General features: G+C 65.6%; 23 protein-coding genes, 1 tRNA gene and 1 pseudogene. 12 read left to right on the forward strand and 13 right to left on the reverse strand.

Annotated elements, in window-relative coordinates:
• Positions 1–423 precede the first annotated feature (423 nt).
• The 5 genes and pseudogenes from ADBZ5N_RS09120 to mrf form a co-directional block, all read right to left on the reverse strand.
• Positions 424–594, reverse strand: a pseudogene (locus ADBZ5N_RS09120) (alpha/beta fold hydrolase); the annotation flags it as partial.
• Between the two features lie 316 nt (positions 595–910).
• Positions 911–1,969: a zinc-binding metallopeptidase family protein gene (locus ADBZ5N_RS09125; RefSeq protein ID WP_526257173.1), complete on the reverse strand. Its 1,059-nt coding sequence runs from the start codon at positions 1,967–1,969 to the stop codon at positions 911–913.
• A 46-nt stretch (positions 1,970–2,015) separates the two neighbouring features.
• Entirely contained in the window at positions 2,016–2,750 is a 735-nt protein-coding gene (locus ADBZ5N_RS09130; protein WP_526257174.1) for a TIGR03943 family putative permease subunit, read from the reverse strand.
• Positions 2,747–3,754, reverse strand: coding sequence for a permease (locus ADBZ5N_RS09135; protein ID WP_526257175.1), 1,008 nt, complete (start codon positions 3,752–3,754; stop codon positions 2,747–2,749). The genes ADBZ5N_RS09130 and ADBZ5N_RS09135 overlap by 4 nt, the downstream gene beginning before the upstream one ends.
• 221 nt (positions 3,755–3,975) lie before the next feature.
• A complete protein-coding gene (gene mrf, locus ADBZ5N_RS09140; RefSeq protein WP_526257176.1) occupies positions 3,976–5,169 on the reverse strand; it encodes a ribosome hibernation factor-recruiting GTPase MRF in 1,194 nt (397 codons plus the stop codon).
• A gap of 106 nt (positions 5,170–5,275) precedes the next feature.
• On the opposite strand from mrf, the gene rpmB reads away from it, so the two are divergent.
• From rpmB to ADBZ5N_RS09175, 7 genes are all read left to right on the forward strand, one after another.
• Complete coding sequence (rpmB, locus tag ADBZ5N_RS09145; protein ID WP_526251653.1) at positions 5,276–5,512, forward strand: 50S ribosomal protein L28; 237 nt, start codon at positions 5,276–5,278, stop codon at positions 5,510–5,512.
• Positions 5,512–5,676: a 50S ribosomal protein L33 gene (rpmG, locus tag ADBZ5N_RS09150; RefSeq protein ID WP_526257177.1), complete on the forward strand. Its 165-nt coding sequence runs from the start codon at positions 5,512–5,514 to the stop codon at positions 5,674–5,676. The genes rpmB and rpmG overlap by 1 nt, the downstream gene beginning before the upstream one ends.
• A gap of 1 nt (position 5,677) precedes the next feature.
• Positions 5,678–5,983, forward strand: coding sequence for a 30S ribosomal protein S14 (rpsN, locus tag ADBZ5N_RS09155; RefSeq protein ID WP_526251651.1), 306 nt, complete (start codon positions 5,678–5,680; stop codon positions 5,981–5,983).
• Positions 5,980–6,360, forward strand: coding sequence for a hypothetical protein (locus ADBZ5N_RS09160; protein WP_526257178.1), 381 nt, complete (start codon positions 5,980–5,982; stop codon positions 6,358–6,360). The genes rpsN and ADBZ5N_RS09160 overlap by 4 nt, the downstream gene beginning before the upstream one ends.
• Positions 6,361–6,611: 251 nt before the next feature.
• Positions 6,612–7,403, forward strand: a complete 792-nt coding sequence (locus ADBZ5N_RS09165) for a metal ABC transporter solute-binding protein, Zn/Mn family (RefSeq protein ID WP_526257192.1) — start codon at positions 6,612–6,614, stop codon at positions 7,401–7,403.
• Positions 7,390–8,175, forward strand: coding sequence for a metal ABC transporter ATP-binding protein (locus ADBZ5N_RS09170; RefSeq protein ID WP_526257179.1), 786 nt, complete (start codon positions 7,390–7,392; stop codon positions 8,173–8,175). Before ADBZ5N_RS09165 ends, ADBZ5N_RS09170 begins: the two co-directional genes overlap by 14 nt.
• Positions 8,176–8,237: 62 nt before the next feature.
• Positions 8,238–9,035: a metal ABC transporter permease gene (locus ADBZ5N_RS09175; protein ID WP_526257193.1), complete on the forward strand. Its 798-nt coding sequence runs from the start codon at positions 8,238–8,240 to the stop codon at positions 9,033–9,035.
• 26 nt (positions 9,036–9,061) lie between these two features.
• Here the strand turns inward: ADBZ5N_RS09175 and ADBZ5N_RS09180 are convergent, their stop codons facing one another.
• Together ADBZ5N_RS09180 and ADBZ5N_RS09185 are read right to left on the reverse strand one after the other, a co-directional pair.
• Complete coding sequence (locus ADBZ5N_RS09180) at positions 9,062–9,310, reverse strand: DUF2256 domain-containing protein (RefSeq protein WP_526257180.1); 249 nt, start codon at positions 9,308–9,310, stop codon at positions 9,062–9,064.
• The gene (locus ADBZ5N_RS09185) at positions 9,204–10,403 is read right to left on the reverse strand and encodes an Ig-like domain-containing protein (protein WP_526257181.1); all 1,200 of its coding nucleotides are present in this window, start codon (positions 10,401–10,403) and stop codon (positions 9,204–9,206) included. The genes ADBZ5N_RS09180 and ADBZ5N_RS09185 overlap by 107 nt, the downstream gene beginning before the upstream one ends.
• Positions 10,404–10,559: 156 nt before the next feature.
• Between ADBZ5N_RS09185 and ADBZ5N_RS09190 the strand changes: the two genes are divergently transcribed.
• Positions 10,560–10,632 (forward strand) — tRNA-Lys (locus tag ADBZ5N_RS09190).
• Between the two features lie 20 nt (positions 10,633–10,652).
• On the opposite strand, the gene ADBZ5N_RS09195 is transcribed toward ADBZ5N_RS09190, so the two are convergent.
• Both ADBZ5N_RS09195 and ADBZ5N_RS09200 read right to left on the reverse strand, forming a co-directional pair.
• Positions 10,653–12,263, reverse strand: a complete 1,611-nt coding sequence (locus tag ADBZ5N_RS09195; protein WP_526257182.1) for a PP2C family protein-serine/threonine phosphatase — start codon at positions 12,261–12,263, stop codon at positions 10,653–10,655.
• Between the two features lie 356 nt (positions 12,264–12,619).
• On the reverse strand, positions 12,620–12,844 hold the full coding sequence (locus ADBZ5N_RS09200) for a DUF3618 domain-containing protein (protein WP_526257183.1): 225 nt from the start codon (positions 12,842–12,844) through the stop codon (positions 12,620–12,622).
• A 103-nt stretch (positions 12,845–12,947) separates the two neighbouring features.
• Here ADBZ5N_RS09200 and bcp point away from each other — a divergent pair, with 103 nt between their 5' ends.
• On the forward strand, positions 12,948–13,427 hold the full coding sequence (gene bcp / locus ADBZ5N_RS09205; protein ID WP_526257184.1) for a thioredoxin-dependent thiol peroxidase: 480 nt from the start codon (positions 12,948–12,950) through the stop codon (positions 13,425–13,427).
• A gap of 1 nt (position 13,428) precedes the next feature.
• Here bcp and ADBZ5N_RS09210 read toward each other — a convergent pair whose 3' ends face one another.
• Complete coding sequence (locus tag ADBZ5N_RS09210) at positions 13,429–14,040, reverse strand: TetR/AcrR family transcriptional regulator (protein WP_526257185.1); 612 nt, start codon at positions 14,038–14,040, stop codon at positions 13,429–13,431.
• A gap of 61 nt (positions 14,041–14,101) precedes the next feature.
• Here ADBZ5N_RS09210 and ADBZ5N_RS09215 point away from each other — a divergent pair, with 61 nt between their 5' ends.
• Together ADBZ5N_RS09215 and ADBZ5N_RS09220 are read left to right on the forward strand one after the other, a co-directional pair.
• On the forward strand, positions 14,102–14,548 hold the full coding sequence (locus ADBZ5N_RS09215) for an Rv1443c family protein (protein ID WP_526257186.1): 447 nt from the start codon (positions 14,102–14,104) through the stop codon (positions 14,546–14,548).
• A gap of 111 nt (positions 14,549–14,659) precedes the next feature.
• Entirely contained in the window at positions 14,660–15,244 is a 585-nt protein-coding gene (locus ADBZ5N_RS09220; protein ID WP_526257187.1) for a VldE C-terminal domain-containing protein, read from the forward strand.
• Here the strand turns inward: ADBZ5N_RS09220 and ADBZ5N_RS09225 are convergent.
• Positions 15,232–16,569 (reverse strand): dipeptidase, encoded by a 1,338-nt coding sequence (locus ADBZ5N_RS09225; protein ID WP_526257188.1) that lies wholly within the window; start codon positions 16,567–16,569, stop codon positions 15,232–15,234. The two genes, ADBZ5N_RS09220 and ADBZ5N_RS09225, sit on opposite strands and share 13 nt — an antisense overlap.
• 369 nt (positions 16,570–16,938) lie before the next feature.
• Between ADBZ5N_RS09225 and ADBZ5N_RS09230 the strand changes: the two genes are divergently transcribed.
• The gene (locus ADBZ5N_RS09230) at positions 16,939–17,178 is read left to right on the forward strand and encodes a hypothetical protein (RefSeq protein WP_526257189.1); all 240 of its coding nucleotides are present in this window, start codon (positions 16,939–16,941) and stop codon (positions 17,176–17,178) included.
• Positions 17,179–17,199: 21 nt separating this feature from the next.
• Here ADBZ5N_RS09230 and acpS read toward each other — a convergent pair whose 3' ends face one another.
• Positions 17,200–17,595, reverse strand: a complete 396-nt coding sequence (gene acpS / locus ADBZ5N_RS09235) for a holo-ACP synthase AcpS (RefSeq protein WP_526257190.1) — start codon at positions 17,593–17,595, stop codon at positions 17,200–17,202.
• Positions 17,596–17,605: 10 nt separating this feature from the next.
• On the reverse strand, positions 17,606–19,531 hold a 1,926-nt coding region (locus ADBZ5N_RS09240), incomplete at its 5' end, for a beta-ketoacyl synthase N-terminal-like domain-containing protein (protein WP_526257191.1).

Consider the following 19,531-nt stretch of genomic DNA (forward strand, 5'->3'; position numbering starts at 1 on the left):
GATACGAGCGAGCTGCGACGTTCATTGCTGTGCAGACCCTTCCCTGTGGTTTGACTGAGTGGGGGCTTAGATTAACGCAAATTGTGTCCGCTTAACCGGATTTAAGCAGTTTCGAAGATTAATCCTGGGGTCGGTTTTTCAGGACACTTTGGGAAGGTGGCCCGCAGAACGCGGCTTAGTCGGCGTCCGGACGCCCCGCGGTGGGAATCCATTCACCGTAACCGGTCTCGCCGGAATCGTCGGCCGAATACGAGGGCTGGTTCGTCAAGCAAGGCGACGTCTGGCTCACCAAGCGATGGAACGACCGGCCGGATGTGAATTTCGAAGGCGGGCAGTGACTTAAAGGGCCCGTGCTTCCAGCCAGCCGTGGACTCGTTCGGCGACGGCATCCCATTGCGGCTCGAGCATCTTGTGGTCCGGCGTCGGGCTGTTTCCATGCCCCCGAAGGCTCACGGCCAGTGCTCGATAGCCCCGGCCGGCGAAGAAGTCGAGGAAGTACTCGTCCCAGCACCAGGCACCATGCCAGGCCCCGTGGACGAAGAGCAGTGGTGTCGGTCGATCACTTCGAGCATGAGCCTGGCCCTCCCCGGTCAAGAGCGGCGCCCGAACGCGGGTCAGTCGCGGCGCGAATCGGCAGTTCGACCCTGATGTCGGAGATGGTCGCGACGCCGTAGTGAGGTGAAGTTCTCACGGTTGGCTGCCGAACTGGTGATCTGCAGGGTAAGAGAATCGCCCGGCGCGACGGTGTAGCCGATGGCCTCCATCTGGATCGTCAAAGTCCGGGTGGCGCCGTCAAGGGTGACGGGAACCGGTGTGACGACCCCCGGAGCCCTCTGCGCTGTAGCCGGTTTGGCTGTTGAACCCCGACTGGAAGGGAAGCAGGTCGTCAGTTGCGGTGTTCGCTCTCACTTCAACCCGCCGCCTCACGTACCACCGTGTGCACGAATCCGAGTTTGTCCGCGACCGGATTGCTGATGTCGAACGGGTAGAGCGGATTCTTGCCCATTGCCATGTTCACCCGGTTGAAGAACAACGAAATCCATCTCCAGTCGAAGAGGAGGTGCTCGATCGGGCCCGTGCAGTAGGACTCCAGAGGGGCGATATCACGCGGCCCGGCAAACCGCACCCGGTCGGCATGCAGGACCATGCCCGCCTCGCGGGTGGTGTCCAACGTGTCGGTGATGTGCAGGTAGTGGGCGAAGCACTCGGCGAAGTCCTCCCAGGGATGCATCGTGGCGTACTCGGAGATATAGGTGTCCTGCCATCCCACTGGTGCGCCGAACTTGTAGTGCCGGTCCAAGGCCTCGGAATAGCTCGCGCGCTCGTCGCCGAAGAGTTCACGGCAACGTTCCAAGTGCTTCTGCGCTCCGGAACCGGTCTCTACCAGAACGTTCTGGTAGTAGTGGCCGGCTTCGTGGCGGAAGTGACCGAGCATGGTCCGGTACGGCTCGCCCAGACGCACACGCAGCGACTCCCGATATGCATCAAGGGATTCCACCAGGTCTATGGTGATCACCCCGTTGGCGTGACCGATGAGGATCTTCGCGCCGGTGCTGTAGCTGGAGAGCAGATCGAAAGCCAGGCCGCCGTCGCGGCGCCAGTACGGGTCGACCGGCAGGCCGATGTCGGCGAGTTGATAGACCAGTCGGCGCAAGGCCACCGCGGTAGGGACGAGCTTCTCGCGGGCGATGGTGTCGTCCAGATCCGGTTCGTGGCGGATCAGCGAGTCGGGCAGGCAACGACCGCGGGCGCCGGCGTCGTACTCTGCCTGCACCAGCCAGTTGCAGCCCAACGGTTCATGTTGGGTGCAGCGAAGCCAGACCTGCCCATCCACCTCGGCGGTGCCATCGTTGACGGGCACCATCGAATGACTGGGCAGATGCAACCCGATGGCCACCGCGCAGGACGAGCAATGCTGCGCCTCGAACGGGACGAAGCCGCGACAGACGGGGCAGGCGAAGGCACGCATGGAATCCGATCGTTCCACGGCATGCGAGCACACCGCGATCCGCAACTTACGAGTAGACGTTTTCCGGAGCGTCGATCGGCGTGACGGAGTCGACTTCGACGATGGGGATTCCCAAGACTGGTTCGCCGGGCAGTCCGGGCCGGACGGTGCCCTCAACCCGCACCCAGGAGTGCTCGGGAAGCGCGGCGGCCTCTGCTGCTCCGCTTCCACCGAGACGCACCTTCGCCAGGCGCGCGTCGGCGGCACAGCAGAGCACCGAGAACCTGCCCAGGTCCACGGCGTCGCCGTCGCGCAGAGTGAAGCCGATCACGGTGATCAGCCTGCCGTCCAGCGTGCCCGCCGAATCCTGGACCCCGCGGATCATCAAGTCAGGCACCGATACCTCCGGTGCGCGCCCGGGAGGCAACGGCGGGAAGGCTCGACGCATTGAATCAGCCGAAACGGCGCTGACGCTGGGCACGCTGGCCTGGGGCCGAAGAGCCGGGGGCGTCACGAAGATCAGCACCACCACCGGGATCACCAGCAGCCAGACCGCCCGGTTGGCGTGAGAATGCCCATCGTCGTCGTGACCGTGTTCGTGAGGGTGGTCGGGGGAATCCGCCGGTTGCCGGAGGTCGCTGATGATCGCTACCAGCGCAAGGCCGATCAGCACCGCCGCGGTCAGATACAGCCACGGTTCCAGCGAGGACTTGACGTAGCGGGTGAACGCGCCCGTCACGGTGATCATCGCGGTGGCCATGCCGATCATCAGCAGCATGACGTTCTCGGACTCCCGGGTCATCCGGCACCGCCCAGGGTGAGCACGCCGACGACGGTGGCGACCACGGTGGCCACGACGAAGGTCGCCGGGGCGAAGCGGACGGCGAACGCCCGACCGAACATCCCCGACTGCATGGCGAACAGCTTGATGTCGATGGCGGGCCCTACGACCAGGAACACCAGTCGTGGCACCAGCGGGACCATGGTCAGGCTGGCGGCGACGAACGCGTCGCCCTCCGAGCACAGCGCCAGCACCACCGCAAGAAGCGCCATCACCAGAACCCCGAGCAGCAACTGCCCGGCCAGTCGCTCGAACACCCACTGCGGCACCAGCACGTGCATCGCCGCAGCGGCCGTGGCACCGATCACCAGATATGAAGCGGCGGCGAGGAAGTCGTGCCGAGCCGTCTCGGTGAACACCCGCCAACGCGGCCCGTCCGCGGAGCTCATCGACGGCAGGCGCCTGGTGATCCATTCGCTGCGTCCCCAGCGGGACCACGCCAACCCCATGATGATCGCGGTGAGCAGTGATGCGCCGACTCGGGCCGCCACCATCTCGGGCATGCCGGGAAAGGCCACCACCGTGGAGACCACGACGATGGGGTTGATGGCCGGTGCGGCCAACATGAATGTCAGGGCCGCCGCACCCAGGGCGCCCTCGCCGAACAGACGGCGGGCCAGCGGTACCGAGCCACATTCACACCCCGGCAGGGCGGCACCACTGGCCGCCGCCGTCACCACCGCCACCGAGGGCCGGCGCGGCAGCCACCCGGACAACCGTTCCGGCGTGATGAACGTCGCCAGCAGTGCGCTCAACAACACGCCGAGTGCGAGGAATGGCAAGGCCTGCACAAAGATTCCCGCGAAGATTGTGCCGGCCGTCGACAGCGCAGTGCTGTCGTACACGGCGGATCGAAGGGTGCTGCCGAAAAGAGCGAAAGCCACCATCAGCGCCGCGATGACCCATACCGGTGCCGGCCTGGCCCGCCGCGGTTGCAACTCCGGATTCAGTGCTGCCACGGGCACCAGTGTGCCAGTAAGCCGACGCGCCTTACCCCTTGTTGACACTGATTTCCAATAAGGTTAGGTTCGGGACGAGTCAACCAGCGAAAGTGGTGTAGGCCATGGCGGAGACCCGGAAAGAAAGCTACGACCCGAAGAAGGGCGGCAAGTTCGAGCCGGCCACCAAGGCCCAGCCGGCCCCGGTTGCCCAGCCCGGCCGCAAGAAGTAGCCGTCCCGACGCCTATCAGTCTTCGTCGCTGCTCTGGACGGCCCGCGCCGAGGATGACTCGGTGGCAGAGTCGGCGCAAGGCTCCTCATGCCAGTCGCCGAAGGGATCGCCGAACTCCGGCCAGCCCTCGGGGGCTGACATCTCCGAATCGCTCAACAGTGCAGACTGCAGCGATTCCTTGATCTGCTCGGGTTGAGCTCCACAGACCAGAACGACGATCGATGTGTGGCGGTCACCGTGCCTCTCATCCCATAGCAGACTGGCGAGCGCACGGCGTTGTGTGCTTGACGTGGCGACTTCCGATTCGCTCATCGCAGCAAGCCATTTCCCCCCGGTACTGACCCGAAGACCGCCGCCCGCGGACTCCAGACACATCACCAGATCCGGCTGGCTCGCAGTCCAGATACGGCCCCGCGCGCGCACGACACCGTCCAAGAGGACGTCAAGAGCATCGTGCAGCCGATGCGGGTGGAACGGCCGCCTGGAGATGAATTCGACGATGCCGACCGGTCCGTCCGGCTCCAGCGGGGGCTGCCCGACCAGCAGTGGACCCAACGGATCGTCACCGCGCCCGAGCCGGGCTCCGCCACCGAGAGCCGCCAGCGCATGCTCCACTTGCACGACCTCCCGAACGAACGCGCCGCGTGGGTTGAGCCGGGTCAGCACCGCTCCGGAGTCGTGGTCGACCCACGGGTCGACCACAACATCAGCGAACTCGGCCTGGCCCACCACCACCTGGGCGACCGTGCGGCCATCCTCCAGTCCGTCATCTCCGAGGGCCTGCTCAAGCCATCGCCCCGGATCCAGGCTGCACACGACACCGGCGATCCGCACGTCACGGGCCGCCGGACCATCCACGTATCCCGGACCGAGACTGACCCGAACATGCTCGATTGCCCAACAGATCGGCTGAGGTTCAAGCCACACCCCGAGATGGACGACCACCCGGTCGACATCACGACGGCGGTGCAGTCGGCGCAGCAAGACAAGCAGATCGTTTCGGACCGTGCAGGAAACACACCCGTGGGATAACTCAAGGGCGTAGTCCGCGGTGGCGGGCGCTCCGCGGCGCAACATGGTGAGCCCCCGCACCACTACGTGGCCTTCGACACGGTGCGTCACCACCAAGGTTCCCCGCCGTTGCAACAGGACCCGCGCCACGGCCTCGGTATCACCCTGACCTGCGACCAGCACAACCGGAGTACGCACGCCGCCTCCCATTCTTATTGAAAATGATTTCCATTAATGCCAGGCCGAGGGTACAGTCCGGGCGTCGGCTTGTCGAAAACGGTTTTCAATAAGAATGGAGGTCCCGATGTCCGCACGTTGCCAAGTCACAGGACGTTCACCGGGATTCGGTAACTCGGTGTCGCATTCGCATCGGCGCACCAAGAGACGGTGGTCGCCCAACATCCAGATCCGGACCTACTACCTCCCCTCGGAGGGCCGCCGAATCCGCCTGCGCGTGAGCACCAAGGGAATCAAGGTCATCGACCGCGACGGCATCGAGGCCGTTGTGGCGCGCTTGCGGCGATCAGGGCAGCGCATCTGATGGCGCGCAACGAGATTCGACCGGTAATCAAGCTTTGCTCCACTGCTGGTACCGGATTCACCTACATCACCAAGAAGAACCGCCGCAATGATCCCGACCGGTTGGTGTTGCGCAAGTACGACCCCGTGATCCGCCAGCACGTGGATTTCAAGGAGGAACGCTGAGATGGCCAAGCAATCCAAAATCGTCAAGAACAACCAGCGGGCAGCCGTGGTCGCCAAGTACGCAGAACGACGGGTCGAGTTGAAACGGATAATCCGGTCCCCGTCCACCCCGCCCGCCCAGAGGACGACGGCCCAACGGGAGCTTGCCGCGCAACCGCGCGACGCGAGTCCGGTCCGACTGCGCCGCCGCGACGCCATCGACGGGCGTCCGCGCGGGCATCTGCGCAAGTTCGGGCTATCGCGGGTGCGGGTGCGGCAGCTCGCCCATAACGGTCAACTGCCGGGAGTGCGGAAGGCAAGTTGGTGAGCGCTGCCTCGATGCCCACTGAACAGCCTTTCACCGTCATGGTGTGCAGGGGCTGTCCGACCGAGTCCGGTCAGACGCCGCCCGTCGAGGTCCTCGACGCAGTGGGCAGCGCGGTCCGAGAGTGCCACCACGGCGTCCTGATATCGGTGCCGTGCCTACTGGGTCCGGCATTCTGCACCGGGCGACCCGGCGGCGGCGTGCTGGCTGCCGTCCAGGCTTGCACCGTCGACCGGATAGCTGTCGGCCCCGCTCATCTAGTCGGCCCGATTCGCCGCAGAGCCGAGATGGCCTATCTCTGCAAGTGGCTGCAGAGCGGCCGGTGGACACGCCGGCCTCGCCCCTTCTTCACCAACGGCGAACCCTGGAACATGAACTGAAAGAGCCCGCGCGGCTTGTGGCGCATAATGAAAATGATTATCATTTGTACGTGACTCCGACCCAATTGAACTCCGCTCTCCGCCCTTTCGCGACCGCGACGGTTGTTTCGTCGGCGGCGATTCTGATGGCTGTCACGGTGGCCGGCTGCGGGAGCGGGACGAAAACCGCTACCGAGCCAACGACTTCCGGCGCGAGTGATGCTGCGACAGCCGCTGCGGCGAGCACCTGTCCGGGCGGGGCGGTGAACGTGGTGGTCAGCGTGGACCAGTGGGGCGACATCGTCTCCGAACTCGGCGGCGACTGCGCGACCGTCAAGACACTGCTCGCCAGTTCCTCGGTGGACCCCCACGATTACGAACCCTCACCCGCCGATGCGGCAGCCTTCAAGGGCGCCCAATTGGTCGTGATCAACGGCGCCGACTATGACCGCTGGGCCGCGGATCTCGCCGCCACCTCAGCAGGTTCAGTGCCGGTGATCGACGCCGGTAAGGTCACCGCCACTGCTGATGGAGCCAACCCGCATCTCTGGTACAAACCGCAGGCCGTCACGGCAGTCGCCGATGCGGTCTCGGCCCAGCTGGCCAAGATCAACCCGCAGGCCGCCGACTACTTCGGAGACCAACGCAAGGCATTCGCCACCACGCTGCAGCCTTACGACGACCTGATCGCCAAGATCAAGGCCGGTGCTGCAGGTAAGTCCTACGCAGCCACCGAGTCGGTGTTCGACTATCAGGCCGAGGCGCTGGGCTTGGCCAACAAGACACCTCAGGGGTACCGGCAGGCGGCTGCGAACGAATCTGACCCCTCCCCCGCCGATATCAAGGCCTTCCAGACGGCCCTGGCCGGCGGCGAGATCGACGTGCTGATCTTCAATACCCAGACCGAAGGATCGGTGTCTGATCAGTTGCGCAAGTCCGCTGAGCAAGCGGGAGTCCCGGTGGTTGAGGTCACCGAGACGGTGCCGCCGGGCCAGGACAGCTTCGTGGCATGGCAGGACGGCCAACTCGCTGCGCTGGCCAAGGCACTTGGTGTCAGCGCCTGAGCCACCCCGGGAGGTCGCGCTGTCGTTTCGCGACGCCAGCGCGGTCCGAGACGGACGGGCGATCTGGTCGGAGGGCACCTTCGACGTTCCCGCGGGCAGCGTCGTAGCCGTCATCGGAGCCAACGGCTCGGGCAAGACAACGCTGGTGCAGATGATCCTGGGCCTGATTCCGGTGGCCTCGGGTGAGGTGAGCGTCTTCGGCAACTCCCCCGGCGAGGACAACGATCTCATCGGTTATGTTCCGCAGCACTACGCGGCCACCGCCGGGGAGGCGGTCCGCGGTATCGACGCGGTGCTGCTGGGCCTGACGGGCCATCGCTGGGGGTTCGCCCGCACGACAGCAGCGCAGCGCGAGTTGGCCTACCAAACCCTGGCCGCGCTGGACGCCGACGGGTTCGCCGACAGGCGGCTCTCGACGCTTTCCGGTGGGCAGCGCCAGCGGGTGGCGATCGCCGAGGCGATGGTGGGCGGTCCCCGGATGCTCATCCTCGACGAGCCGTTGGCCGCCCTGGATATCGGCAGTCAACGGGAGACGGTGCTGCTGCTGGCCAAGCTGCATCGCGAACTCGGACTCACGATCATCGTGGTGGCCCATGACCTCAACCCGCTGCTGCCGATCCTGAACAGCGCGATCTACCTGCTCGATGGACACGCTCACCACGCCCCCATCGGCAGTGTCGTCGATGACGAACTGCTCACCCACCTTTACGGCGCCCCGATCCAGGTTGCCCACACGCCCCAGGGTGAGCTCTACATGAGAAGTGTTCTGTGAGGACAGGTTTCGCCACGGTCGGCTACCAACCGAACTGGCTGGAGATCCTGGATTCAGCGTTCATGCGCAACGCGATGATCGGCGGAACAATCGTGGCGCTGGCCGCCGGGGTGATCGGCTACTTCGTCGTGGTGCGGCAGAGCGCCTTCGCCGCCCACGCGCTGGCCCACATCGGACTGCCCGGCGCCACCGGAGCGGTACTGCTCGGCCTGTCGCCGGTTTTCGGACTCGGGGTGTTCTGCGTGGCCGGTGCGATGCTGATCAGCGTGCTCGGCCAGCGCGCCTCCGAGCGCGACGTCGTGACGGGGACGGTGCTGGCTTTCGCCACCGGCCTCGGGTTGTTCTTCAACTCCCTTGCCACCAAGAGTTCATCCACCATGACCAATGTGCTCTTCGGCAACCTGTTGGCGATCACCGGCGAGCAGCTGATGGTGTTCGCCGCGCTGCTGGCGGTCGTCGCCATCACCGTCGGGGTGGTCTACCGGCCACTGCTCTACAGTTCGATCAATTCCGCAGTAGCCCAGGCCAAGGGCATTCCCGTCGGCGCACTCTCGCTGGCGTTCATGGTGCTACTCGCGCTGACTGTGACGATGGCCATCCAGGCGGTCGGCACGCTGCTGCTGTTCGCACTCGTGATCACACCCGCCGCCACCGCGATCGCGCTGACCCCCCGGCCGGTGCTGGCGATGGCGATCTCAACCGGGCTCGCGGTGGGCTGCGTCTGGTTGGGGCTGGCCGCATCGGCCATGTTCAACGCGCCGCCAAGCTTCTTGATCGTCACGATCGTCACCGCGGTGTGGCTAGTGGTCTGGCTGCGCGATCGCAGCATCCATCGCAACGAGCCGGCCCCGCACTGCTGAATGCGGGCGCGCCCCGGACGCAACGGTCACCCTGAGCGCGGCGCCCGTCGGCACCTCTCCGAGCAATACCTGACCTGATCCCAATCCCGCTCCCACTTCTTACGCCACTCGAAAGGCCGCCCGCAACGCTGGCAGACCTTCGGCGGATGGCCGTTCTTGGTGCGGGCGTTAGTCGTTGGCGTTACCGGCTTTCCACTGGCTCCACGGAATATTCCAGTCGCCGAGGCCCTCCACCCCGGACAGCACCGAGCCGACGGTGCCGCGCACCTTGACAATGTCGCCGCGCTTGGTGTTGTTGAAGAACCATTGCGCATTCTCCGGGCTGACGTTCACGCAGCCGTGACTGACGTTCTGGGTGCCCTGCGACCCCACCGACCAGGGTGCTGAGTGCACATAGATCCCGCTGTAGGACATCTGGGTGGCCCAGTCCACCTCCAGGCGATAGCCCTCCGGGGAGTTGGTCGGAACCCCGTAGGTCGAGGAGTCCATGATGAGCCGCTGGTAGCGGTCACCGATGGTGTACGTGCCGTTGGGAGTGGGAGTCCTGTTCTTGCCCATCGAAATCGGCATGGTCTTGACTACTGCGCCGTTGCGGCGGACCGTTAGTTGCTTGGTGGCGTCGTCGGCAGTGGCGATCACCTCGTCGCCGATGGTGAAGGTGGCGCTCGCGTCGTCCTGGCCGTACAGACCGTCGCCGAGGTCGACACCGAAGGTCTTGACGTTGACGGTCACGATGGTGCCCGGCGGCCAGAAACTCTCGGGGCGCCAGCGGACTTCACGATTGCTCAGCCAGTAGAACGCTCCTTCCACCGGCGGGTTGGTGGTGACCGTGATGGCCTCCTGGGCAACTCGCCGGCTCGGGATGTTCTCGTCAAAGCGCACCGCGATGGCTTGGCCGACACCGACGTAGGCCCCGTCACCGGGCGACAGATACGGCATGGTGAGGTTGGCCGGCGAGTGGGACTGAAAACTCAGCGACTCGGTCACCACGCCGCCCAGACCCAGCGTCTGGGCGGTGAGCGTGTAGTTCTTGTTGTAGCCGAGCCGGTCGGTGGTCTCCCAACTCAGGCCGTCCGGAGCGAGTTTGCCGGCCAGTTCCTTACCCTCGTCGTCGACCATCGACACCGGGCCGAGCACCCCGCCCTGAACACTGAGGGTCACCGGCTGGTCGACCGGCACGCCGACAGCCTGGTTCTGCACCGACGCCGTCAGTTTGGGAACCAGGAGATCGCTGTAGGGCGTGCCCTTGTCGGCCAGCACCTTGGGGCCGCTATCCCGCTGGCCGCAGCCCGTGCCGACCAGCAGCAGGACCGGTATCAACAGTATGGCCACCAGCCAGGACCGGAGGCCCGGTCCGACGTTGTGCATTCCACGCTCCACGTTCGCATTCCCGGGCGCGGGAGAAGCCCACGCGCCACCGCCAATATTCTATGGCGACCCCATGACGCCGCGCGACTTGCCAGGTCAGGCCCGGTAGCAGCCGATTTCACCCGACCACGGCCGGACTGTTATTGTCGCTGTCACGCGCCGTTAGCTCAGTTGGTAGAGCAGCTGACTCTTAATCAGCGGGTCCGGGGTTCGAAACCCTGACGGCGCACCGCACAGCCCACAAAGCGCTCAGTCGAAGTCCAACTTCACCAGCGAGCAGTCATCGTCGAAGACGCCTGACGGCGTCATCCCGCGCAGTTTTTCGACGAGATCGTCCAGGGGCGAATCGGCCAGACCGATGAACAGATGGTTGAAATCCGCCAGGGACAACTGCTGCTCGGGGCGGCCGGTGTCGAGGGAGTGCTCGTAGGCCCCGTCACTGAAGACCAGGATGGTGCATCCGTGCGGCACGGTGTACTCGCGTGCGGTGTAGGCGGTGCCGTCGAACATTCCGAGGGGCTGCCCGCCGGTGGCCAACTCGGTGGCTAACTCGGGGGCCAACTCGGGGGCCGGGCCGCGCGTCGCGGCGGTGACCGCGAAGGCCGGCGGGGCGCCCGCGCTGGCGTACCGAAGCGTCCGCGAGGACGACTCGTAAACCCCGAACCACATGGTGAGGTACTTGTTGTCGTGCTGGTCCATCTGAAACCGGAGATTCAGTTCGGACAGCACCCGTTCGGGGGCCAGAAGCGTCGCCGGCGTCCAGGAGCGCAGCATGTTGTGTACCGACACCGACAACAGCGCAGGCCCGATTCCGTGCCCGGACACGTCGATCAGGTAGACGATCAGGTGATCGTCATCAATCCAGCGGTAGTCGAAACTGTCTCCGGCCAACTCCTGCGACGGTAGATAGCGGGAAGACACCCGCACCGGGCCGTGCAGGTCTGTCGGCAGGATAGACGCGACATAGGCAGCAGCACTGCGCAATTCCGCGGTGAGCCGGTCGGTTTGCGCTTGCAAACGCTGCGCGAGTTGGCGGTTCTGCTCGTCGCGCTCGGCAATCCGTTCGCGGGCTTCCACTTCGGCGGTGATGTCGATGATCTGGACGATGAAACTCTCCACGTCCCCGCGGGGCGTCCACAGACAGCTGACTGAGAGGTCACCCCAGATCAGACGGCCGTCGGCATGGATGTACTGCTTGTGCATCCGGTAGGACTCAATTCGCCCCGCCAGCATCCGGTCGATATTGCGCTGGTCGGCGTTGAGGTAGTCCGGAGCCGTCAACTCCTGCCAGGATCTGGCGGCCAGCGCGTCGGCGTCGTAGCCGAAGAAATCGCACATCGCTTTGTTGACGGACTGGAAGTGACCATCGGGGGAAAGCAGGCCCATCCCGATGCCTGAACTGTCCATCAGCCGGCGGTAGCGCGCATCGGCCTTCTGCTGCAACTCGCGAGCCTCGGCGAGCAGTTGCGCCTCCCGAAACCGATCAGTCACGTCGCGCCAGGTGAGGCTGATCATGGTCGGGGTGGCGCGGGCGGCCCTGAGGTCATACCGGCGGGTGCCGGCGAGATTCTCGCTGTTATCGCGCAATGCGTCGAAAGCCACCGGTTCGCCGGTGTCCACGCACCGGACGTACTCGGCGAACAACCCCGTCCTGGCAAGGAACGGCGTCGTCTCCAGCACCCCGCGGCCGAGCATGTCCCGGCGGGATCTGCCCAGGTAGTCGCTTGCCGCCTGATTGAGGTCGCGGTAGCGAAAGTCCACGGCCCGCCCGTGCGAATCGCGCACCAACTCCAGCAGGACCAGCGGATCGAGCAGGGCATCGCTGCTGACACCCAGCAGTTCGGTGTTGCGGTCCCCCACCATTCCGAAACTAGCAAAACCCTCCGAGCAGGGGCGCCACCCGCGGCGGTTAGCCGCGGCACCCCCCGCCAGGCCAGAAACCAGCAAAGGGTGGGCGATAACTACAAGACAGGACCGATGCGAGCTTCTCGGTCTTGACATGTATATATATCAACAGATACCCTTTAAGGATTAAGTAAGAAGGTTAGCTCAGAAAACACCGGAGGAACGATGGCGACATACGGCCCCCAGGGCCCGACGCCCGACCACCGGGGTGACGCGCCGATTTCGATCCGCACGTGCAGCCGGGTTGGCCGTCAGGCGAACCCGCCCCGTGCTCGGCTGGGCAACCTGCTGCGCCGCCGCTGAAGCGCAGATCAGCGACGGATCGCCCGGATGACGATCACCACGGTCAGCGCACCGAGTCCAGCCAGCGTCGCCTTCACCTTGGGTTGACTGACGAACCCTAAAGCCTTGGCCTTGACGTCGTCAGCCACTCGCTGCGGGTTGGCCCGCTCGGCCAAGATGTCCACTGTCGACGCCAGCCGTTCGCGCGCCGCGGCAATCTCCTGCTTGATGACATCGGGGTCCCGCTCCGCCACTTGAAGTCCTCGCTTCCGCCCTGCAGACGCACTGCCGATCTACCCTAGATCAGCGCGGGCCCTGACAACATGAAAGGGGCCACTCCCCGGGAAGGATGCATACGTGAGCGATTCACCGCGACTCGAGGTTGGCGATTCAGCTCCGGCGTTCAGCCTGCCCGATGCCGACGGCACGACCGTCAAACTTTCGGACTTCAAGGGACGCAAGGTGATCGTCTACTTCTACCCGGCCGCGTCCACGCCCGGCTGCACCAAACAGGCGTGCAGCTTCCGGGACAGTCTGGCCGAGTTGAACCATGCCGGCATCGATGTCGTCGGCATCTCCCCGGACAAGCCGGAAAAACTGGCCAAGTTCCGCGACGCGGAAGCGCTGACCTTCCCCCTGCTGGGCGACCCCGACAAGAAGGTCCTGACGGCGTGGGGCACGTTCGGGGAGAAGAAGATGTACGGCAAGACTGTGCAGGGCGTGATCCGGTCGACGTTCCTGGTCGACGAGAAGGGCAAGATCGCGGTCGCGCAGTACAACGTCAAGGCGGCCAATACCGCAGCAGCAATTGAGAAGATCATCGCCGGCACCGCCTGACTCAACCCCGCGCGATCGCCGTGATCGTCGATGTGGTCAGTTCGATGGCGGCGTCCCGTTGCGGTCCGCGCGGGTGTCGAAGAATCACGTCGTGGATCGCCGCGTGCACAACCGCCACCACAAGTTGGGCGGCCAGCAGGCGATCGCGGCCGGTCGGCCCATGTTGCCCCAGCAGTCGTTCGGTGACAGCCACGAGGTGTTGCTGAGCGCGTTCAAGTTCTTGGTCGAGTTCGGGTGAACGCGGTGCTCGGTGGGCGATCAGCAGGTGCAGCCGGTCGTGTTCATGTTGATCGATGAGCAGTGTGATCACGCTCGCGACCAGTTGATCCAGCGGCTTCTGGGCGTCGAACCGCTGCACCAGTTCGTCGAGCGCAGCCAGTGACAAGGTGACGTGTCGGCGGGCGATCTCGACGAGAATCGCGTCTTTGTTGGGAAAGTACTGATAGAGCGAGCCGATGGAAACGCCGGCCTCGGCGGCGATCTCGTTGGTCGAGGTATCGGGGTATCCGGCCTCGTCGAAAATGCGAGCAGCCGACTCGACGATGCGATCGACGGTCTGGTGGGAACGGCGCTGTCGGGGCGATTTACGTGGGTTTAGCCCCTCAACGGACATGTCGGCTGCGGACCTCCAAACGCGAGTTGTCGAAAGTGAGCATTGCTCGCATTCTAAGCCTATGGCAATCGTCGACATGTCCACCGAGCTCGGCGCCCCGGCCAAAGCCGTGTGGACCGCGGTCAAAACCCCCGCCGCATTTCGCACCGTGACGCGCGGCGTTCTCACCATGCCCGTCCTGAAGGATCGTCACGACACCTGGCGCGAGGGCGAGACGGTCCAGGGTTGGGTCTTCCTGTTCGGCTTGCTGCCCTTCTCCCGACACCGCCTGCACGTCGCGGACATCGACGACTCCGAGATGACCCTGCGCAGCCAGGAGCGCGGCGGACCGATCAGCCGGTGGAATCACGACATCAGTGTCACCGCCATCGACGACTCCCGATGCACGTACCGCGACCGGATTGACATCGACGCCGGCATCCTGACCCCCGTCGTCGCCCGGTACGCGCGCTGGTTCTATCGAACGCGCCAGCGGCGGTGGCGCGACCTTGCGCCAACCTTGGCCTGACATGGCGCACTGGTCGCATCGGCACCAGATGTAACACCTGCACCACGTCCACCGACATCACGGTCAAGTAACGGTCGCGGGATTACCGCGCAGGTGAACGATCGGAGGCCGATGTCGCTTCTTCGACGCGCAGCGTCAGCCGTGGTGCTGGCTCCGATCATCGCGGTGGCGGTCATGGCCGCCCCGGTCCGTCCGCCGCACCCGCTGGCGTGGGAACCCCAGATCGTGATGGCCGCCCACACGGCGGCGCTACCGGGGGCCTCGCCGGCCGCCAACGTCCGGTCGGCCCGGCAGGCCCTGGCGCCCGGCGTCGGCTCCGAACGCGGTCTGCAAGTTCAAACGATCCGGCTCAAACGTGCCATCAGTGCACGCTTCCCGGAGATCCGGGATATCGGCGGGTGGCGGCAGGACCCGATGAAGTGGCATCCCAACGGTCTAGCCATCGACGTGATCATCCCGCACTGGCAGACCCCCGCCGGCCGGGCACTCGGCGACCGCATCGCCCGGTTCACGTTGGACAATGCCAAGCGGTTCAACGTCGAGCACGTGATCTGGCAGCAGACGTACTATCCGAACAGCGGGCGGTCGAAGTTCATGGATGACCTGGGTAACCCCGACGCCAACCATTACACCCATGTCCACATCGCCACCTATGGCGGCGGCTTCCCGACCGGCGGCGAACGCTACTTCGATTGAAGGGCAAGTTTTTCCAGCAGCAGCGCCTCGGTGATGGCCGCGCGCTCCAGAACGCCCAAGTCCAGACTCTCGTTGATGCTGTGCGCCTGGGTGCCCGGATCCTCGACACCGGTGACCAGAATCGTCGCGTCGGGAAACGCCGCGGCGAACTCGGCGATGAACGGTATGGAACCGCCCATTCCCATGTCGATCGGCTCGGTGCCCCATGCCTGCCGGAAGGCAGCCCGGGCGGCGTCGTACACGGGGCCGGTGGCGTCGATGGCGTAAGGCTGTCCGACGTCGCCGGCGGTCACCGTGACCTGGGCGCCCCACGGTGCGTGTTGCTCGAGGTGCCGGCGCAGGGCGTTCAGGTGCAAGGCTGCGTCACCGCCGGGCGCCACCCGCAGGCTCACCTTGGCCCGCGCTCGCGGGATCAGGGTGTTGGAGGCCTTGTCGACGGGCGTGGTGTCGATCCCGATGACGGTGACGGCCGGTTTGGCCCACAGCCGCGCAGCGACGGTGCCCGAACCGATCTCGCCCACACCGTCGAGCAAGCCGGATTCCGCACGTACCCAGTGGGCGTCGCGGTCCACCGGCGCCGCGGTGCCCTCATGCAGTCCGGCCACCGCAACGTTGCCGTCGTCGTCGTGCAGGCTGGCCAGCAGCCGAACCAGCACGGTGAGCGCATCGGGCACCACCCCGCCCCACAGTCCGGAGTGCAGACCATGGTCGAGAGTGGCCACCTCGACCGTGCAATCGGCCAATCCGCGCAACGACACCGTCAGTGCGGGAATCTCGGTGGTCCAATTGTCCGAGTCGGCGATGACGATGACGTCGGCGGCCAGTTTGTGTTTGTGGGCCGCGAGCAATCGGGTCAGCGACGGCGATCCGCACTCCTCCTCGCCCTCGACGAAGACCGTCACCCCGACGGGCGGCCGGCCGTGGTGGGCTCGAAACGCCGCGAGATGGGTGGCAATACCGGCTTTGTCGTCGGCGGTGCCCCGGCCGTACAGCCGACCGCTCCGTTCGGCGGGCTCGAAGGGCGGTGAATCCCACTGCGCCGGGTCACCTTCCGGCTGGACGTCATGGTGGGCGTAGAGCAGTACCGTGGGCGCACCGGCAGGCGCGGGATGGTGGGCGATGACGGCAGGGGCACCCCCCTCGCTGACGATTTCGACCTGGGCGAAGCCCGCCTGACCAAGGAGGTCGGCCACTGCTTGGGCGCTTCGGTGAACCTGATCGCGACGGGCCGGGTCCGCCCACACCGAGGGAATTCGCACCAGGTACTCGAGGTCGCGGCGGACATCGGGAAGGACGTCTCGGACTCGTTGGACCAGATCGCTCACCGGGTTGAGAGTACTCGCGTGTTCCCGACGGACGATTGGTACGTCGACCCACAAAAGTAGGGCCGCGAGGCGCAGGGGATGGGTGTGTAAGCGTCCTCGCGGCCCTACTGGGCGGGTGAATCTCTGTGCGCTTCCTTCCTTGGCCGGGGCGGTGGAACCGCCTGCTGCTGTTAGGGTTTCGGGCTCGCAACCCGATGACATGAGCTTAGATTCGCGATTCCGATTAGTCACGCGGTTCATAGGAAGCTCACATGAACCGTCGCCGCCTTCCTTTGATATTGGTATTTGTTTCGTGAATTCTGCTTCGCCCCTTAATACGGTGGACCTCGGCAGAGCAAGAGAGACATACCGCGAGAAAGGAAGTATGCGATGCATGTCGCGCCCCTTGTCATCGCCGTGGCCGCGGCACTCACCATCACCGCCGCACCTTCGGCTTCGGCGTCGACGAACGCCCAGTGCCGCGAGAGCGGCGGCGGCCGAATCTGTCATCGGCCGGGCCACTCATTTCTGCATTCCGAGCCGCGGGTCAGCTACCCGTCAGGTTCGATGTTCCACGGGGCCTGGATGCCAGGTTTCGGACGGGGTTTCGCGATAGCGACCGTCCGGTAGTCCTCGGCGGCGCCGGTGGACCTACTGCAGCGTCTCCAGGATGGCGACGGCTGCCGCGGTGTCGCCCTCGTGGGTCAGTGACACGTGGATGGCGACGTCGGCGAGGTGCTCGGCGATGGCGCCGGTGAGCCGGACCTTGGGCCGGCCCCACATATCGGTGATCACCTCGATATCGCGATGGAGTCCCTCGGGCAACACCGGCCGCTGGGCGAACCGTGATCCAGACCAGGCCTTGATCACGGCCTCCTTGGCAGCCCACCGGGCAGCCAGATGACGGGCGGCCAGTGAACTCTTGTCGGCGGCGTCACGCCGCTCGCCGGGTGTGAAGGTTTCGGCGAACACCGTGCCGGGTTGGTCGACCTGATCAGCGAAATCGGGGATGAACACCACGTCGATGCCTATTCCCACGATCGCCACGCGAGCGACCTTAACGTATGAACGTGCCGTCCTCGCCGAGCCTGGCGTTCGGGTCCAGAAGCATCGCAGCCTCCTGCGGCTTCTCCGGGGAGACGTGGTCGAACCGGCGATCGGCCGGCCGCTCGTACATCGGCCGCCCACCGGTCATGGCCTCGACCAACCGCCGCTGACCCGCCAGCACCCGGGCGTGCGCCCGTTGCAGGTAGGTCTGGCGTTGCTCGGCGTCCAGGCTCGCCAGGAAGGCCTGCGGATGCACCAGCGCGATCAGGCCCGAGACGTGGCCGAATCCCAGGCTGGTCAGCAGACCCGCCTTGACCGGGAAACGTTCGCCCAGGTGCAGGGTCTGCCGCGGCCAGACGAAGTGGTTGGCGTCGGCCAGCTCGTCGTCGACGCAGTCCAGGCTGCGGTTGGGCGGGATGACGCCGTCGCGCAGAACCTGGCACAGGCCCATCATCTGGAACACCGCCGCGCCGCCTTTGGCGTGGCCGGTGAGGCTCTTCTGGGACACCACGAACAGCGGGGCGCCCGCCGAGCGGCCCAGTGCCTGCGCCAACCTCTCGTGCAGTTCGGTCTCATTCGGGTCGTTGGCCAGCGTCGAGGTGTCGTGTTTGGAGATCACCGCGATGTCGTCGGCGTCGACGCCGAGTCTGCGCAGTGAGCGGGCCAGCGCGGAGTCCCGGCCGCCGCGCCCGGCGCCCAGGGCACCGAGTCCGGGAGCTGGGATCGAGGTGTGCACACCGTCGGCGAAGCTCTGCGCGTAGCCGACCACCGCGAGCACCGGCAGCCCCATCTTCAGGGCCAGGTCGCCGCGGGCCAACAGGATGGTGCCGCCGCCTTGCGCCTCGAGGAAGCCGAGGCGGCGACGGTCGTTGGCGCGGGAGATCTTCGAATCGCTGATGCCGCGCGCCCGCATCATCTCGGTGTCGGCGGTGGCGGCCATGTCACCGAAGCCGATGATGGCGTCTTCGGTCATGTCGTCGAACCCGCCGGCCACCACCAGTTCGGCTTTGCCGAGCCGGATTTTGTCCACTCCCTCCTCGACCGAGACAGCCGCGGTGGCGCAGGCGCCGACCGGGTGGACCATGGCGCCGTAGCCGCCGACGTAGGACTGCATCACATGAGCTGCAACGACATTCGGCAGCACCTCCTGCAGAATGTCGTTCGGCTTGGCGGTTCCGAGCAGATTCCCGTGGAACATGGTCTGCATACTCGTCAGACCGCCGATACCGGTGCCCTGGGTGCTGGCCACCAGACTCGGGTGCACCCAGCGCATCAGTTCGGCCGGGGTGAACCCGGAGGACAGGAACGCATCGACGGTGGCGACCATGTTCCACAGCGCCACCCGGTCGACCGAGGCGACCATGTCAGCGCTGATACCCCAGACCTTCGGGTCGAATCCGGTCGGAATCTGGGCGCCGACGGTACGGGACAGCTTGGCCTTGCGCGGAACCCGAATCTCGGTGCCCGCCTTGCGGATCACCTCCCAGTCCCCGGAATCGGGCACTGGGCGCACCACAGTGTGATCGGGGTCGGCCTCTTCGAACGCCCGCGCTTCGGCTTCGGAGGAGACCACGAACCGGAAGTCGCGGTCGAGGAACACACTGACCAGCAGATCCGTGGAGTGGTCGGGACGCAGTGCCCCGTCGTCGACGAATTCCCGGATGCCGCAACGCTGCACCACGGCGTCGTGGTAGCGCTCAACGATCTCTTCCTCAGCCACCGGGTCGCCGGTGGCGGTGTCATACCAGCCGGGCTTGGGGTCGTTCTCCCAGATGACCATGCCGGTGGTCCAGGCCAGTTCCAGCACACCTGCCGCCGACAGTTCGCCGGAAACCTCCATTTCGAAGCGAGTGCGCGAGGATCCGTACGGCCCGAGTTCGGCACCGCCGACGATGACGACGAGGTCAGCAGGATCGACGTCGAGTTCGGCCCAGGC

Source organism: Mycobacterium sp. (genome assembly GCF_044370595.1).
Lineage (GTDB): Bacteria > Actinomycetota > Actinomycetes > Mycobacteriales > Mycobacteriaceae > Mycobacterium.

What these genes read in the sequence shown, in the direction of transcription:
- ADBZ5N_RS09125 (WP_526257173.1), bottom strand. Translation starts at nt 1,969, where the DNA reads ATGCGTGCCTTCGCCTGCCCCGTCTGTCGCGGCTTCGTCCCGTTCGAG.
- ADBZ5N_RS09130 (WP_526257174.1), bottom strand. Translation starts at nt 2,750, where the DNA reads ATGACCCGGGAGTCCGAGAACGTCATGCTGCTGATGATCGGCATGGCC.
- rpmB (WP_526251653.1), top strand. Translation starts at nt 5,276, where the DNA reads ATGTCCGCACGTTGCCAAGTCACAGGACGTTCACCGGGATTCGGTAAC.
- rpmG (WP_526257177.1), top strand. Translation starts at nt 5,512, where the DNA reads ATGGCGCGCAACGAGATTCGACCGGTAATCAAGCTTTGCTCCACTGCT.
- rpsN (WP_526251651.1), top strand. Translation starts at nt 5,678, where the DNA reads ATGGCCAAGCAATCCAAAATCGTCAAGAACAACCAGCGGGCAGCCGTG.
- ADBZ5N_RS09175 (WP_526257193.1), top strand. Translation starts at nt 8,238, where the DNA reads ATGCGCAACGCGATGATCGGCGGAACAATCGTGGCGCTGGCCGCCGGG.
- ADBZ5N_RS09185 (WP_526257181.1), bottom strand. Translation starts at nt 10,403, where the DNA reads ATGCACAACGTCGGACCGGGCCTCCGGTCCTGGCTGGTGGCCATACTG.
- ADBZ5N_RS09210 (WP_526257185.1), bottom strand. Translation starts at nt 14,040, where the DNA reads ATGTCCGTTGAGGGGCTAAACCCACGTAAATCGCCCCGACAGCGCCGT.
- ADBZ5N_RS09215 (WP_526257186.1), top strand. Translation starts at nt 14,102, where the DNA reads ATGGCAATCGTCGACATGTCCACCGAGCTCGGCGCCCCGGCCAAAGCC.
- ADBZ5N_RS09220 (WP_526257187.1), top strand. Translation starts at nt 14,660, where the DNA reads ATGTCGCTTCTTCGACGCGCAGCGTCAGCCGTGGTGCTGGCTCCGATC.
- ADBZ5N_RS09230 (WP_526257189.1), top strand. Translation starts at nt 16,939, where the DNA reads ATGCATGTCGCGCCCCTTGTCATCGCCGTGGCCGCGGCACTCACCATC.